The following is a 15708-nucleotide window of genomic DNA, read 5'->3' as shown; positions in this document are numbered from 1 at the left end:
TCAACGGAGGTGGAAATAGGCGGCGTTGCGGTCCGCGATGGCGTCCCAGTCCGCGTCCGCAGGGAAGCGCAGGACGTCCCAGCCGGCGTCCTCCAGGCGATACCCGGCCTCGACGTCACGGGTGGAGTCGGCCGGGTGGCCGGGGACGTCGACGAACACGGCGAGGTTGGCACCGTCCAGGCGGAAGACGAGGCCGGGGCAGGCCCCGGCCTCCGGGACGAGGACTTCCACCTCGTCCGGCAGTCGGTAGCCCTTCGCCCTCAGCCAGCCGAGCAGATCGCCCTGCGCGACCAGGTCCGCGAGATCTGCCTCCACCGGGGTCGGCGAGGCCGCCGGGGCCAGCCTGCGGAACTGCTCGCTGCGGGACTCGCCGCGGCCCTCCCGCTCGGTACGGGAGTCGGCCAGCCGCACCAGCAGCGGCTGGGCGGCGTGCCGGCTCAGCTGGCGGTGGTGGGTCTGGTTGGCGTAGGTCAACAGACACGCGTAGCAGCCGCGGGCGCACTTCTCGCCGTCCGCCGGTCCGCCCTCGTCCTCGCCGGTCTCCGGGTCGAAGTGGCAGATTTCCAGGGCGGTTTCGGCGGCCTTGGCTAGAGCGTTCTTGTCGTGCTGGATCCGGCGCAGCACACCGGCACCGCCCTCGGCGGCCTCCGTGAACAGCATGCGGCGGCGCGGGCCTTCGTCCGGCGGCAGCAGCTCCGCGGTCAGTTCGGAGTCCTCCAGCTCGAACGCCGCCTCGATGCCCCGCTCCAGCGCGTACAGGAACGACAGCGCCACCGGCTCGGGCAGCGGCTCCTCCAGGGTGACCACGAGGATGTTGCGGCGGTCCTCCACGAAGGGCAGGACCCGCTTCTTGCGGCGCTTCTCGTTGCCGTCCTCGTCGACCACCGGCATGCCGGTGCCCTCGATGGCGTCCGCGGCGGCCCGGTCGTTGAGCCAGCGGCCGTCGCCCAGGTCCAGCCAGTAGCCGTCCGGCTCGCCCTCCTTGTCGCGGACGCGGCCGAGGTTGGTGATGCGCACGGTCGCCGAATCGCCGTAGTCCAGGTCGAGAACGGGTGCCCCGTCGGCGTCCGTGACATGCGAGGTGAGGCGTCCCTTGCGGGCGCCGTGGTCCTGGAACGCGTACGAGGTCTCCAGGCGGAAACCGGCCCGGCGGCGCTCCTCCTCGTCGGAGGAGATCCGCTCACGCGGCGTGGTGTACACGGTGTGCAGGTGGAGCAGGCCGGTGCGCTTGCCGCGCAACTCCTCGCCGCACATCGTGCACTGGTCGGAGCCGGGCTTGACGACGTAGTGGTAGCCGCAGCCGTCGCAGCGCCTGGCCTCCGCCGTCGCCAGCTCGCCCGAGGCATCCGGCGGCAGCTGCACCCGGGTGACCTGGTAGCGGGCGCCCTCGTGGTAGATGAGCGCGCCGGGGCCGAACTCGCGGATCGCGAGGAACCGGGGACGCTGGAGATAGTCGCCGTCGGCGTTGCGGCGGTTGCCGGAGCGCGGGATGTACGCGGCCAGCGGCAGCCGGGGGAAGCTGTAGCCCGGCAGGAACCCCTCGGACGCCAGATAGCGGTACGGATTGAAGTCGCTCATCACCGACTTGCTGTCGGTGGAGCGGTTCAGCAGCAGGTTCGTCTGCGTCTCGGCCTCCCGGCGGCGAGAGCGCGCCCGGCTCTGCTCCCCCGGGGAGAGAGTGTGGTCGACGACGCGCTTGTTCTGCTCGTACTGGTCGATGACGGCCGCCCGGAACAGGTCCCGCCACCGGTCGAAGGAGGCGTCGAACTTGTCCGGGGCCCGCTCGATCCGGTCCTCGATCCACTCGTCGTACCACCAGGTGGTCGACTCGAAGTCCGCGATCAGCGGGGCGAGGACGGTACGGGCGGTGGCGGCGGCGCGTCTGCGGGCGTCCTCGTCCAGGGACGCGCTGAGGATGTCGGGGAGCAGCGGCAGCGGCATGTGCGGGTCGGGGCGGTCGTCGCCGTCGGGGTCGTAGGCGACATCGACGACCTCCGGGATCGCGGCGCCCAGCTTCATGCCGGTCTCCGCCAGCCAGATGCCCTGGAGATGCGAGCGGACCAGATCCTCGTTGGCCAGGTCCAGCCGCGGCGGGGCCACCTGTCCCGACACCATGTCCTGGGAGCGGCGGAAGTAGTACTGGTCGTGGCTGTTGCCCGTCGCGCAGTACGTCGTCACCAGCGCGGGCTGACCTGAACGCCCTGCCCGGCCCGAGCGCTGTGCATAGTTCGCCGGGGTCGGCGGCACATTGCGCATCATCACGGCGTTGAGCGAGGAGATGTCCACGCCCAGCTCCATCGTGGGCGAGCAGTAGAGCAGGGGCAGTTCGGCATCGCGGAACTGCCGCTCGCGCTCCAGCCGGTCCTCCGGGGTGACCTGCGCGGTGTGCTCCCGCGCGAACAGCCCCGCCAGCTCGGCGGCCGCCGTCCGGTACAGGTCGCGGAAGAACGGGTTGACGCGTGGGCCCTCGCCGCTGCTGTAGGTACGCGCCAGCGGGTCGATCGTGCCCCGCTCGCCGTCACCGGCCCGCCAGATCAGGGCGGCGGCAGACACCCGGTAGCCGGTGCGCTTCTCCGCCGCACGGCGGCGGAAGGCCGGGCCGGAACGCTCGGGGGTCGCTTCCACCTCGCGCACCAGGTCCGTGTCCCGCAACACCTTCAGCAGGTCCTCGATGACGCACTGGACGTCGTCCAAGGAAGCGGAGGCCTCGCGCAGTTCGGGCATGTTCCGCCGCAGGTACCTGCCGAACTTGCCGCGTGCCGACAGGAAAAGTGCGGACCGCTCCATGCCCGGCCGCGAGCCGTACGGGTAGGCGGTACCGACAGTCGGCTGGTCGGAATCGCCCAGCACCCATGGCCCGGTGAGGCGCTCCTCGCTTGCCCGCTGAAGGGTGTCGAAGTCGTCACGGAAGTACTGCACGTCGATGGCGAGAGCCCGCCGCATGAAGTCGAGCAGTGTACGGGCGATCTCCTCGCGCAGCGCCGGATCGGCGTCGCGCAGTACGGCGTGGGAGGACTCCCAGGCCTGCGGATCGGCGGCGATCCAGTTCAGGTCCTCGTAGTCGATCCGCAGCAGCCCTGTCTGCTCCAGGTTCGGCATCGTGATACGCCAGCCGCGCTCCAGGTCGCGGTAGAGGCGGTACCCCACGACATCCCGGAAGGCCTTCGCCGCACGTCGTTCCATGGACGGAGCAAGGCGCGTACCCGCCGCGTACTCGCGGGGCGTCAGGCCCATCACCTCGGTGACGGCCTCGGCGAGGTCGTCGTGGTGCAGCCCTTCCTCGCCCGCCTGAAGCGCCGCCTGGTACAGGGCGCCACGCAACTGGGTCACCTGAGCGAAGTCGTTGAAGTGGCCGGCCTGCAGCGAGGCGTCCTGCCGGTTGTCGACGAACGTGAGGAGCTTGCGCGCTTCCTTGCTGAGGCCTTCCTCCGGCACCGCCCGCAGCGACTTCACGATCGACGCGGAGATCAGCGAGGTCGCCGAGGAGCGTCCCTCCTGGTCCAGGGCGGCCAGCTTGGCGAAGTCCCGGCCGCGCGTCTGCTCGTAGGAGACCTGGCAGTGCACACAGAACAGGAACGGCGCCGGGACGAACGCCGCCACCAGCCCTTCGCCCGCTTCGTTTCCGTGGGCGTCCACGACGACACGCTTGGGCAGACGCGGTCTGTAGGACTTCTTGACGACCGTCACGCCCTGCGCGTCCGGCTCCAGCCACGACTCCGGCAAACGTCTGTCGTCCACGGCCTTCTGCGGATCGGCCGGCCACTCGTAATCCTCCCCGGGTATGCCCAGGTACAGGTAGCCCTCGCCCGCCCGGCCTCCGGACGCGGAGGTGTCCCGGCGCGGCTCGTACCGGAACGCGCCGCCGTCCTCCGTACGCCACACCGTCAGGTACTCCTGGCCGCACTCACGGCAGAACGCCAGCGGGAACAGCGGCTTGCCGTCACTGTCCGGCTGCTCCAGCTGGTAGGTGCGGGTCAGCGGCCGGGTGAGCGGATCCTCGAGCGTCGTGTAGACGGTGTCGCCCTTGGAGAGGAACTGGTGCAGCCGGAACGCGAACAGCGGCCGCTCCGTCACCGGGTGTCTGGCCTGCGCGCCCGCCTCCAGGGTCGTACGGATCGCCTCGCGCACGCTCTCCTCGGGCACCCCGGACTGTGCGGCAAGCTCGGCCGCCGCCGCCTCGACCGTGCTCGGGGCACAGCGGCGCAACCGCCCCGTATCCTCCTCGCGCTCCAGACCGAACCGGGATTCCACCCAGCGGGCCAGCGGATCCTTCGTCAACGCCTCGTACGAGCGGGGCGCCGCCGGCACCCGCAGCCGCTCGGCGGGCACGGAATCGGGGGCCTCCCCGGTCGCCCGCACCAGGGTCTCGCCGATGACCCGCTTAGGCAGCACGGTCGTACCGAAAAGCCGGCTGGCGACCCCGGCCACCTCACGCTGCTGGTCCTCCCAGGAGCCCTCGGTGGACATGGTCGCCGAGGTGCCGATGCACTGCAGCGTCGTGGACGCGCGGCAGGCCTCGCGCACCCGGCGGATCAGGAACGCCACGTCCGCGCCCTGCCGGCCCCGGTAGGTGTGCAGCTCGTCGAAGACGAGGAACTGGAGCCCCTCAGCCATGCGGATCAGGCTGGACCGGTCGTCGGGCCGGGTCAGCATCAGCTCCAGCATCACGTAGTTGGTCAGCAGGATGTCCGGGGGTTCTTGCGCAGCCGGCGGCGGTCCTCGTCGGACTCCTGGCCGGTGTAGCGGGCGAAGGTGACCGGCTCACGGCCCTTCCCGAAACCGTGGCGCAGGTACTTCTCCAGCTCCCCCAGCTGGGAGTTGGCCAGCGCGTTCATCGGGTAGACGACGATCGCGCGCACCCGGCCGCCGTCGCCCGGCCCCGCCGCCTGACGCTCCTTCAGTACGTGGTTCACGATCGGGACGATGTACGACAGGGACTTGCCGGAACCGGTGCCGGTCGTGAGCACATACGAGTCGCCTGCCTGCGCGGCCTCGATCGCCTGCCGCTGGTGGAGGTGGAACGTCAGCGGCCGGCCGTCCGGGCGCTGCGAGGTCTCCTTCTTGCCGGCCTGGAAGATCTCCGCGCACTTCGGGTGCAGCACTCCGTCTCGCACGAGGTCGGTGACCTGGCCGCCGTCGGCGAAGAACGGATTCAGCGACAGCCATGGGTCGGGCCATTGCGACTTCGCTGCCAGGTCCTCCTCGACGAAGTTGTCGATTCGGGCGTCCCGGATCACCGTCGCGCTCTTGGTGAAGTTCTTGTACTCGCTGATCAGGTCGGCATGGATGCCGAAGACGTCCATCGCCTCGGGCAGGCGCGGCTCCCTGCGCGGCACGGGTGCGGGGGCGGCCGGGACGGGCTCGGGGAGCAGGGCACGCAGCCGTGCCACCGGGTCCATCGCCTGCCAGTGCGGAGCCGGCAGAGCGGCCGTGTCGTCCGGTGCGAGCGCGAGCGGGACGAGCGTCTCACGGACCAGGGCGGCGTTCTCGGGCCGCAGGTCGGAGTCCTTCTCCAGGAGGCGGTCCACCAGCCGGACCAGTTCGGCGGGCAGGTCCGGGCGCACCAGAGTGAGCCGCGGTGGCTTCTCGTGCTGGTGCTGTTCGGAGAGTTCGTAGGGGGTTCTGGCGGAGAACGGCGGCCGCCCTATCAGCAGCTCGTACAGGATGCAGCCGAGCGCGTACAGGTCGGCGGACGCGGAGACCCGTTCGGCACGGAACTGTTCGGGCGCCATATAGCGAGCCGTGCCGACGCTGACGCCCGTGCTCGTCAGACGGGTCTGGTCGGGATCGTCGACGACCGAACCCATGCCGAAGTCGAGGACCTTTATGGTGCCGTCGCGGGTCAGCATCGCATTGGCCGGCTTCAGATCGCGGTGGACGACCCCGGCGGTGTGTGCGGCGGCCAGACCGGCGGCGAGCTGCGCCCCGATGGCGGCGGCCCAGGAGACCGGCAGCTGAGGCTCCTCGTCGATGAGGTCCGCGAGTGGATGGCCGTCCAGCAACTCCATGGCCAGGTAGGGCAGGCCGCTGCCGCCCGGCGCCTGGTCCACGCCACCGTCGATCAGCAGAGTGAGGTTCGGGTGGCCCTGGGAGAGCATGCGCATGATCCGCACTTCGCGGCGGAAGCGGTCGATCTCCTTGCCGGACCCCGAGGCGTCGACGGCGACTCCGGTCCGGCTGCGCAACACGGTCTTGACGGCGACTTCCCGGTGCGGGGAGTCCGCGGCCGCCTGAAGGTCTTCGGCCCGGTGCACCTCGCCCATGTTCCCGCGGCCCAGGATCCCCCCGATCCGGAACCGTCCGTCGACCGTCTCCAGGCGCACTTGCCCTCCCCGTTTCACCCGTCGCATACAAGGTGGGTACATTCCGTAGGGAGCGTATACCTTCACCTGTTGCGAGCATCACATCATTCTGTTGACGTTGTCAACGCGTTGCCCTTGGCCTTGGCCGGAAAGCCTCGCTCCTTCGTTCTCCGTGCTTACAGTCATCCTTTCCGGCGCAGGTCTCGAGGGAGGCCGGGGCCGACCAGGGCTGTGGCGCGACAGGGGCGGGGTTGAACGAGCCTGCAGGATTGCCGTATCCGGTCGCCGAACGGCAGGCCGCGCTGACCGACCGTGAGTTGGACTCCAAGGTCCGCAAGCCCGCCGACGCCGCCCGCTACCAGGCCGAGCAGGAGGCCGAGGCACGCCGGATCGCGCTGGTCAAGGAGGCCGAGGCCACTGCTGAGCGCGCGCGGCTGACCGGTGTGGGCGAGAAGGCCCAGCGTGCCGCGCTCGCCGACGCGGTCCGCATCGAAGGTGAGGCGGAGGCCGCCGCGATCGGCGCGAAGGGCGCGGCCGAGGCCGAGGCCATGCGGAAGAAGGCCGACGCGTTCGCCCAGTACGGCGACGCGGCCGTACTGCAGATGCTCGTCGAGGTGCTGCCGCAGGTCGTCGCCAAGGCGTCCGAGCCGCTGAGCGCGGTGGACAAGATGACGGTCATCTCCACCGACGGTGCCTCCCAGCTCTCCCGCACGGTCGCCGACAACGTCGCCCAGGGCGTCGAACTCCTCAGCTCCACCACCGGAGTCGACCTCCCCGAGCTGCTGAAGAGCATCACCAAGCGGGCCGACGGCTCACAGCCCGCGACGACGGCGCCCGCCGACGCCAACGGGAAGATCGAAATCTCCTCCTGACGTCGACATTGGGTATCGAGCGAGCCCGGGTGGTTCTTGAACCGCCCGGGCTCGTGCGAGGAGGCGTCCCGGTGCGTGCCGCGCCGGGGCGGCTGCGCAAGTCCTTCGGCCGCTGGGCGGCTTCCCGTATATGGAGTGTGAGTCGTGTTCCCGTGGCTCTGGCTGGTCGGTTGGTCAGTATTCGCACTGCCCCTGGCCATTGCCTGTTTGCGCGGCTGGGTACCCAAGTTCGCCCGGCCCCGGGCCACTCCGTGGGGCGCCGTGTCCGGGGAGTCGCACTCCTCGGTCGTCCTGGGCGGAGCCCTGGCCCTCCACTGGCTCCTGGACAGGCGGCGCCTACGGCAGTGGGACAGGGAATGGGAACGCGCCGACACCCGGTGGGGGCGGAACGATCGTCTGACCACCGCCCTAGTGCCCCGTTCGGAACCTGCCCGGATCCGCCCCACGACGTCGGCACGCCAAAGACCGTGGCGACCGCGCGTTCGTACGCTGCCATGGTCCTGACGGCCGTCGCCGTCGTACTCGACTTCGTCTACGCCCGCACGTACAGCACACCGCGTGAACCGGGAGACGATTACGCCTTCCCCTCTGCCGGAGCGCAGGTGTGCCCGATCCACAGCACACCACCGGTAGTGGACGGCTCAGGCACCTGTGTGCTCCTGACGACCCCTGACCCGTGCCCCCGCGAGCACACCGGGTCGGGCAAGCCGTCAGGCTCGTGATGTCGGGCGGCCATCCCACATACTTCCTTGTGGAGCAGGGTCAAGCGCGGTCCCTGTGGTTTACCCGGTTCCCACGGAGAAGACAGCTGATAGCACGCGCGGGTTGTGCGGTCGTGCAACACGACGCCGACCACGACGGGCGTGGCCGCGAACGTGACCTTGGGAGGGACCGCTCCCCAACGCGCTGTTCATGCCGGACTCTCTCACCACTCCGATGTGCCGCCGCCTCACCCGGGACGAGTTGGAGTCGAGTCCCTGCGGGCCCGTGGAGAGCAAGCCGCCGAGGGGGGCCTCGGGCTGCGGGCCCTAGTGCGCGCCTTCACTTATCGCCTGGAGCGCATCCACCGACTCACGGGCGCCAACCCGGCCGACTCCGTCCACCGCTACACCCTGCAGACCGCCGTGATCGGCGCCCGGCTCCTGGGCCGGCCGGACAACGAAGTGTGATGGCCGACGACTCCGACCCAGGAGCCGAGATGTTCCTGCAAGCGACTATGGGCGGACTCTGGGGCTTCTCCGACCAACTCGTGACCGGGACTGGTTCAACGATGTCCACCGTTCCGGTCCGCGGCCCCTTCCGCTTCGGGCCGGTTGGGCAAGCTGAAGACGTAGGCGACGAGCGCCCCGGCGAGCACCGACCACGCGACAGCGGCGAAGCCGGCTGCCCGCCAGCCGCTGAGGGAGAGGAGCAGAGCGACAGTGGCTCCTGCCACCATCGACTTCCAGCGGGACGTTTCTCGGATCGCCCAGCGCCACACATTGCATGGTCGGTCGGACCGCGGCTCGTCCTGAGCAGCCGTGGCCCTCCCTTGGCCGGGCTCTGCAGCCCTCCGAGTCCCGTCAGACGGTCGGATGTGCATCCGCCACGGCTGTTCCTGAGCGGAGTTCTGGATGCGCTCGGGCCTGACTTTCAGTGGTGCCGCCACTTCCCGGCGATGGACCGGGAATCGTAGCGAGGTGCCTCACTCCCAAGTGCCACCCCTCGTAGCGGACGATCGCGGCAACGCCTTGGCCTCTTCGCGCGCGGAGCCGAAGGGGCACCACCGTGCGACGCGCCGCTGCCGGCAGCGTTCGGCGAGTCCGCTCGTCAGGCGGCCGCACGCGAGTTGCGGGAGGAGAGCGGTCAGGAGCCCGACGGACCGTTACGGTTCATCGGTTACGCGGGCTTCGAACTCGCGCCCGACCGGCCCCGGCTTCTCCCACCCTCAACGGCGAGGTCAGAACTCAAGCCAGGAGTGTTCTGTGCGCGCCTCGAGAGCAGAAGCAGTGAGGGCCGCCGCAGGCGCTCATGACTCCACGGCGGCCCTCGGGATTGGTCAGTGGTTGCCGACGAGTTCGCCGCTGAGCTTTTCGTGGATCTGGGCGCTGGGCTGGTTCAGGCCGATGATCTCGACGGTCTTGCCGCGCTGCTTGTACTTGGTCTCGATCGCGTCGAGGGCGGCGACGGAGGACGCGTCCCAGATGTGGGCGGCGATCAGGTCGATGACGACCTTGTCGGGGTCGGTGGCGTAGTTGAAGTGGCCCACGAGGTCGTTGGAGGAGGCGAAGAACAGCTCGCCGGTGACGGAGTAGACGACCTGGGTGCCGTCGGGGTCAGTGACCGCGGTGACGTTCGCGAGGTGGGCGACGCGCTTGGCGAAGATCACCATGGCGGTGATGGAGCCCACGACGACACCGATGGCGAGGTTGTCGGTGGAGACCACGCAGGCCACGGTGATGACCATGACGGCGATTTCCCCGGTGGGCATCCGCTTGAGGGTCTTCGGGGCGATGGAGTGCCAGTCGAAGGTCGCGAAGGACACCATGACCATCACCGCGACCAGGGCCGCCATGGGGATGTCGGAGACGACCGGGCCGAAGACGATGCACAGGACCATCAGGAATGCGCCCGCGAGGAACGTGGACAGGCGGGTGCGGGCGCCCGACACCTTCACGTTGATCATCGTCTGGCCGATCATGGCGCAGCCGCCCATGCCGCCGAAGAAGCCGGTGACGATGTTGGCGATGCCCTGCCCGATGGACTCACGGGTCTTGGAGGAGTGGGTGTCGGTGATGTCGTCGACCAGCTTTGCGGTCATCAGCGATTCCATCAGGCCGACCAGCGCCATGGCGAGGGCGTAGGGGGCGATGGTGGTGAGGGTGTCCATCGTGAAGGGCACGTCGGGCAGGCCCGGTATCGGCAGGGAGGACGGCAGGTCGCCCTTGTCGCCCACGGTCGGCACCGCGATGCCGGCGGCGAGCGTGATGACGGTGAGGATGACGATGGACACGAGCGGCGCCGGGATCACGGTAGTGATCTTCGGGAAGAACACCATGAGGGCCAGGCCGGCGATGATCAGCGGGTAGACGGCCGAGGGCACGTCGTGCATTTCGGGGACCTGGGCCATGAAGATCAGAATGGCGAGGGCGTTGACGAAGCCGACCATCACGCTGCGGGGCACGAACCGCATCAGTTTTGCGACGCCGAGCGCGCCAAGGGCGATCTGAATGACGCCGGCCAGGATGACGGCGGCGACCAAGTAGCCCAGGCCGTGCTCGCGGTTGAGCGGGGCGATGACCAGGGCGACAGCACCGGTGGCCGCGGAGATCATCGCGCGGCGTCCGCCGACGATCGAGATGGTCACGGCCATGGTGAAGGAGGCGAACAGGCCGATCGCCGGGTCGACCCCCGCGATGATGGAGAACGAGATCGCCTCGGGGATCAGCGCGAGCGCGACCACCAGGCCTGCCAGGACCTCGGTGCGCCAGACCTTCGGGTCGGACAGCCAGTCGGGGCGCAGGCCGCGCAGTCGCGCGGCCGGGGACAGTGCGGACGTAGACAAGACAAGTACCTGTCGTGCTCGGGCACGCCCAATATCCATGGCGGCGTGCGAGAAGACGCGGGAAAGCCGGGACAGCCATCCGCGAAGCCCACGTACGGCGGGCTGAAGTCAGAAGGCAGCAGCGGGCGCGAGCGAGAACTCCGGGCGCTGCTCAAAGGCGAAGGATCACGGCGGGCAGGCGGCGGCGCTGGGCGTCATGTGCATGCGCACGCTCTCTCCTCTGGGCATCGGTCTTCGCCGGGGGCATCGTCGGCCCCGACACGGCTGACGGTCACGGGTGCTCAGCGCGCCGCGGTGGCTGCGATGAACTCGGCCCTCGCGGGCCCGCCTACCCCGGCCTGGGCTGCGTCCACGGGTGCCTGCGCGAGGACGGTAGCACCGCGGACAGCGGTCGGAGCTTGACAGGCGGTCGGCAGCAGGATGCGGGCTCGCGTGATCAGTTCCAGACCGCGCTTCAACACAGGGAAGATTTCCAGCGGTTGGGCGTGTAGCCGAATAGTTGCCACGGGTGACGTCCTCCTTGATGCCCGGCACGGTGGTGAACTCGTGCAGAACGCCGTCGATGCGGATGGATGTGACCGCCGCACCCGGGATCGAGGACAGGACGGTGCGGCGAAGGGAGCTGCCGAGGGTGTAGCCGAGGCCCGGCTCCAGCGGCTCGACCCGCGCCCTCGTAGGCGATGGAACCCTGGGCCACGCTCCACAGCCCGCCCAAGTCACGCCTGTCGGAAGCCCCCCAACGAACCGATGAATTTGCGGCACCTGCTGGGGTCGGTACGGGTGGGGGCCCATGTGCGTGGTCCCGTGATCTGGTAGCTGGAGGGGTCATGACAATCCAGGACATTGTGGACGCCTACTGCGACGCGTGGATCAGCGGAAAGGGCGATTTCAGCGGTGTGCCGCTGGCGGACGATTTCGAGTTCCGTGGGCCGGTGGCCAGTTTCGAGTCGGCCGCGGGTTACCGGGCGATGGCCGCACAGGCGGGCCCGTTGGTCACTCGCTTCGCCGTCCGCCATCAGTTCGTGGACGGCAGCCGCGTCTGCTCGGTCATCGACTGGGAGATGAGCCTGCCCGTGCCGCCGATGACGTCTGCGGAGATTCTCGAGATCGAGGACGGGAAGATCGTCCGAGGTGAGTTGATCTACGATGCCGAGGCTCTGCGCGCCGCCATGGCTCAGGGTGGCTGACCTGGCCGGGGCACCGGCCCGGCGTAGCGTGAGCGCATGGACGCAGTGACAGGGGAGCCGTCGGCGGCAGCCGCGTCCGAGGGCGTACTGCTGGCGGCCGCCCGTGCGGGCGACGAGGACGCCTTCCGGGCCCTGGTCGGTCCGCACCTGCGGGAACTGCACGTTCACTGCTACCGGATGCTCGGCTCGGTGCAGGACGCGGAGGATGTCATGCAGGAGGTCCTGGTGCGCGCCTGGCGTCACCTGGGCGCCTTCGAGGGCCGGTCGGCGATGCGGGGATGGCTGTACCGCATCGCCACCAACCGCTGCCTCACCACCCGCACCCGGGCCCGGACCACGCCCGTCCTGGCCGGGCCGCAGGCATCGCCGCCCGCCAACGCCGACGACGTGGAGGTGGTCGCACTGGAGCCCTACCCGGACACACTCCTCGACCAGCTCGACGACCGCGACGACCCGACCGCCCGCTACGAACTGCGCGAGAGCGTTCAGCTGGCCTTCCTCGCCACCCTTCAGCTCCTGCCTGCCCGGCAGCGGGCGGTACTGCTGCTCCGCGACGTGCTCGGCTTTACGGCGGCCGAGACCGCCGCGTTCCTGGACACCAGCGCCGCCTCGGTGAACAGCGCCCTGCAGCGGGCCCGCGCAACGCTGGACCGGCACCGGGCGAGCGGACGCCTGAGCAGCGGCGGCCGGGTGCCGACGCGCGCCGAGCAGTCCGCGCTCGTCGAGCGGTTCACCGCCGCCTGGCAGGACGGCGATATCGACGGGCTGGTCGCGCTGCTCAGCCACGACGTGCTGCTGACGATGCCGCCCTATCCGATGGTCTACCGCGGGCGGCTCGCGCTCGCCTCCTTCTTCGCCACCGTCCCCGCCGGCGGCGACCTCACCCGGATCAGACTCGTGCCGACCCGGGCCAACCACCAGCCGGCCCTTGCGGCCTACGTCCGCGACTACAGCGGGACGAGGGCTACCGCGTACGGGATCATGGTCCTCACCGTGGACACAGACGCGATCACCGAGATCACCGGCTTCACCGACCCCGCCCTCTTCCCGCTGTTCGGCCTGCCCGACCACCTCTCAGACGAAGATGTACCGGAGGCGTAGATGTCTTACGACGAGACCCTCGCGGAGCGGATCAGGGAAGTCCTGCCGCCAGTGGGCGAGGTCAGCGAACGCAAGATGTTCGGCGGACTGGCCTTCCTGCTCGGCGGCCACATGTTCTGCGGCGTCGTCCACGACGAACTCATGATCCGGCTCGGGCCGGAGGGAGCCGTCGAGGCGCTGGCGCGGCCCGGCGTGCGGCCCATGGACTTCACGGGCCGGAACAGTAGGTCCATGGTGTTCGTCGGCCCCGAGGCGCTGGCCGGGCCGGCGCTCGACGAGTGGGTGTCGCGTGCGGCTGACTTCGCCCGTACCTTGCCGCCCAAATAGGGCGGGGCGGCCGTTTCTCGCAGAGCCTGTCGATGTGCGGAGGGCCCGTTCGTAGCGATGGTGAGAGGTGGGAAGTGCCTGCCTCCTGACCGGGAGAATCACCATGACGCGTTATCTGTTGTCGGTCCATAGCGGCGCAGGCGAGGCGCGAGCGCCGATGAGCGCCGAGGAGATGCGGCAGTCCCACCTGCGGCTCGGTGCGCTGGAGAGGGAGATGGAGTCGGCTGGTGCCTGGGTGTTCTCCGGCCGGCTGCACGAGCCCGACACCGCCACCGTGGTGCGTGTCGCCGGTGGTGAGGTGCTGACCACCGACGGGCCTTTCGCGGAGTCGAAGGAGCATCTGGGCGGCTTCTACATCATCGAGGCCGACGACCTCGACGCCGCGCTCGCCTGGGCGGCGAAGGTCACCGCCCTCATCCAGACACCGATCGAGGTCCGCCCGTTCGCAGGCTTCGCGGACAAGCCCCAGCCCGCACCGGGAGCCTGACCTTGCCGGCCATCGATCAGGCCGTGGCCGGACGGATCTTCCGCGAGCAGTCCGGCCGGGTGGTGGCCACACTGATCCGCGTCTTCGGCGACATCGACCTCGCCGAAGACGCCGTCCAGGACGCGTTCGCCACCGCCCTGCGCAAATGGCCGGGCGACGGCGTGCCGCCGAACCCGGGCGGCTGGATCACCACGACCGCCCGCCACGCCGCCATCGACCGCCTGCGCCGCGCCGCGCGGGAGCGGGAACTGCTCGGCGAGGTGGCGGCGCTCTCGCCCGCTGACGACGATCCCGGCTTGCCGGCGGAGGGGGAAGCTGTGCAGGACGACCGGCTGCGTCTGATCTTCACCTGCTGTCATCCGGCCCTGTCCACCGAGGCCCAGGTGGCACTCACACTGCGGCTGCTCGGCGGCCTGTCGACGGCGGAGGTCGCCGATGCGTTCCTGGTGGCCGAGGCGGCGATGGCACAGCGTCTCGTGCGGGCCAAGCGCAAGATCAAGGCAGCTCGCATTCCCTACCGGGTGCCGCAGGAACACCAATTGCCCGACCGACTGCGCCCGGTGCTGGCCGTCGTCTACCTCGTCTACAACGCGGGGCTTGCCGAACCGGCCGGCCCGGCCGGTCGGGGCCTGTGCGCGGAGGCGATCCGGCTGGCCCGGCTCCTGGCGGACCTCATGCCGGACGAACCGGAAGTGGCCGGTCTGCTGGCCCTGTTGCTGCTGACCGAGTCCCGACGCCCGTCCCGCACCGGTCCCGACGGCTCCCTCGTCCTGCTCGGCGACCAGGACCGCAGCCGATGGGACCCGTCCCTGATCGAGGAGGGCCAGGCCATCGTCCGCGGCTGCCTGCGCCGCAACCAACCCGGCGTGTATCAGCTCCAGGCCGCTATCAACGCCGTACACACGGCCGCCCCGACAGCGGCGCAGACCGACTGGCCGCAGATAGCCGCCCTTTACGATCAGCTGCTCGCCTTCACCCCCACACCCGTCGTGGCCCTCAACCGCGCCATCGCCATCGCTGAGGTACAGGGCCCCGCGACCGCCCTCGCCCTGGTGGACGAGCTGGACCTGGACACCTACTACCCCTTCCACGCCACCCGAGCAGATCTACTGAGCCGGCTGGGCCGTGACGAAGAGGCCACGGCCGCCTACGAGCGAGCAGCCGCCCTTGCACCGACCGACGCCGAGCGGAACTTCCTCAGACACGGCGGCCGGACGGGACGCTGAGCGCACCGTCGGCCACGTTCCCCTGTCATGCCCATGCTTGAATGTATGGATGTGTCGCCCCCGGCCGGCGTGGCGACTGCCCCAGGAACCGCCCGCTCGGGGACACCCGCAAACTGGTCAATCCGCAGGCCGGACTGGCCTTCGACCCGCAGGGCCCGGACGCTCAGGCGCTGTCCGTACCGCCTGCGCCGCGTATCGATAGCGCGCAGAACTCCGCCGAGACGGTCGAGCTGTACTGGATGGCGCTGTGCCGCGACGTGCTGTTCACCCGGTTCGGCGACAGCGACCTGGTCGCCGAGGCGGCCACCGAACTGAGCGGCCTTGAGGACTTCCGGGCGCCGAAGTAGTACGGCCAGGTGACCCCGCAGACCATCTTCCGCGGCGACACCCGCGGCGACCTGGTCGGGCCGTATCTCTCGCAGTTCCTGCTCAAGGACATCCCGTACGGCACGCTGCTGATCCCGCAGCGGCAGGACACCTTGGTCCGCCCGCGCGACCACCTGACCACCTGGGGCGACTGGCTGGAGGTACAGAACGGCTCCGAACCCGAGCCGGACGAGCGGCACTTCGCCACCCGGCGGTACATTCAGTCGCCGCGGGATCTGGCCCACTATGTGCACTTCGACGCGCCCACCATGACCGTCTGACCTCTCGGTCGCCCC

The 15708-nt window shown here is 69.9% G+C and carries 11 protein-coding genes and 3 pseudogenes; 11 read left to right on the top strand and 3 right to left on the bottom strand.

The annotated features are described in order from the left end of the window. Positions 1-6350: pseudogene (locus tag OHO27_RS09530) on the bottom strand (protein kinase domain-containing protein). A 233-nt stretch (positions 6351-6583) separates the two neighbouring features. On the opposite strand from OHO27_RS09530, the pseudogene OHO27_RS09525 reads away from it, so the two are divergent. The 4 genes and pseudogenes from OHO27_RS09525 to OHO27_RS09510 form a co-directional block, all read left to right on the top strand. Beyond that, positions 6584-7174: pseudogene (locus tag OHO27_RS09525) on the top strand (flotillin domain-containing protein); the annotation flags it as partial. A gap of 467 nt (positions 7175-7641) precedes the next feature. Then, entirely contained in the window at positions 7642-7896 is a 255-nt protein-coding gene (locus tag OHO27_RS09520; RefSeq protein WP_328422202.1) for a hypothetical protein, read from the top strand. 276 nt (positions 7897-8172) lie between these two features. Next, positions 8173-8343, top strand: a pseudogene (locus OHO27_RS09515) (PucR family transcriptional regulator); the annotation flags it as partial. Between the two features lie 611 nt (positions 8344-8954). Then, the gene (locus OHO27_RS09510; protein WP_328430393.1) at positions 8955-9188 is read left to right on the top strand and encodes an NUDIX domain-containing protein; all 234 of its coding nucleotides are present in this window, start codon (positions 8955-8957) and stop codon (positions 9186-9188) included. Positions 9189-9212: 24 nt separating this feature from the next. Here OHO27_RS09510 and OHO27_RS09505 read toward each other — a convergent pair whose 3' ends face one another. Continuing rightward, positions 9213-10757 carry a SulP family inorganic anion transporter gene (locus tag OHO27_RS09505; RefSeq protein WP_443059529.1) on the bottom strand — a complete coding sequence of 515 codons (1545 nt, stop codon included), beginning with the start codon at positions 10755-10757 and terminating at the stop codon, positions 9213-9215. Positions 10758-10883: 126 nt separating this feature from the next. Beyond that, on the bottom strand, positions 10884-11438 hold the full coding sequence (locus OHO27_RS09500; protein ID WP_328422198.1) for a hypothetical protein: 555 nt from the start codon (positions 11436-11438) through the stop codon (positions 10884-10886). Positions 11439-11545: 107 nt separating this feature from the next. Here OHO27_RS09500 and OHO27_RS09495 point away from each other — a divergent pair, with 107 nt between their 5' ends. The 7 genes from OHO27_RS09495 (at position 11546) to OHO27_RS09465 (ending at position 15693) form a co-directional block, all read left to right on the top strand. Further along, entirely contained in the window at positions 11546-11905 is a 360-nt protein-coding gene (locus OHO27_RS09495; protein WP_328422196.1) for a nuclear transport factor 2 family protein, read from the top strand. 36 nt (positions 11906-11941) lie between these two features. Then, a complete protein-coding gene (locus OHO27_RS09490) occupies positions 11942-13006 on the top strand; it encodes an RNA polymerase subunit sigma-70 (RefSeq protein ID WP_328422194.1) in 1065 nt (354 codons plus the stop codon). After that, positions 13007-13333 carry a TfoX/Sxy family protein gene (locus OHO27_RS09485; RefSeq protein ID WP_328422192.1) on the top strand — a complete coding sequence of 109 codons (327 nt, stop codon included), beginning with the start codon at positions 13007-13009 and terminating at the stop codon, positions 13331-13333. A gap of 103 nt (positions 13334-13436) precedes the next feature. Beyond that, complete coding sequence (locus tag OHO27_RS09480) at positions 13437-13820, top strand: YciI family protein (protein WP_328422190.1); 384 nt, start codon at positions 13437-13439, stop codon at positions 13818-13820. 2 nt (positions 13821-13822) lie between these two features. Then, the gene (locus OHO27_RS09475; RefSeq protein WP_328422188.1) at positions 13823-15046 is read left to right on the top strand and encodes an RNA polymerase sigma factor; all 1224 of its coding nucleotides are present in this window, start codon (positions 13823-13825) and stop codon (positions 15044-15046) included. Positions 15047-15087: 41 nt separating this feature from the next. After that, entirely contained in the window at positions 15088-15393 is a 306-nt protein-coding gene (locus tag OHO27_RS09470; protein WP_328422186.1) for a hypothetical protein, read from the top strand. A 9-nt stretch (positions 15394-15402) separates the two neighbouring features. Next, on the top strand, positions 15403-15693 hold the full coding sequence (locus OHO27_RS09465) for a hypothetical protein (RefSeq protein WP_328422184.1): 291 nt from the start codon (positions 15403-15405) through the stop codon (positions 15691-15693). Positions 15694-15708 lie beyond the last annotated feature (15 nt).

Source organism: Streptomyces sp. NBC_00443 (assembly GCF_036014175.1).
Taxonomy (GTDB): Bacteria; Actinomycetota; Actinomycetes; order Streptomycetales; family Streptomycetaceae; genus Streptomyces.
This window is presented reverse-complemented; position numbering and strand designations above follow the sequence as displayed.

Bases quoted from the DNA above. Each gene is read 5' to 3' on its own strand.
- OHO27_RS09505 (WP_443059529.1), bottom strand. From the start codon at position 10,757: ATGGATATTGGGCGTGCCCGAGCACGACAGGTACTTGTCTTGTCTACG.
- OHO27_RS09495 (WP_328422196.1), top strand. From the start codon at position 11,546: ATGACAATCCAGGACATTGTGGACGCCTACTGCGACGCGTGGATCAGC.
- OHO27_RS09490 (WP_328422194.1), top strand. From the start codon at position 11,942: ATGGACGCAGTGACAGGGGAGCCGTCGGCGGCAGCCGCGTCCGAGGGC.
- OHO27_RS09485 (WP_328422192.1), top strand. From the start codon at position 13,007: ATGTCTTACGACGAGACCCTCGCGGAGCGGATCAGGGAAGTCCTGCCG.
- OHO27_RS09480 (WP_328422190.1), top strand. From the start codon at position 13,437: ATGACGCGTTATCTGTTGTCGGTCCATAGCGGCGCAGGCGAGGCGCGA.
- OHO27_RS09470 (WP_328422186.1), top strand. From the start codon at position 15,088: ATGTATGGATGTGTCGCCCCCGGCCGGCGTGGCGACTGCCCCAGGAAC.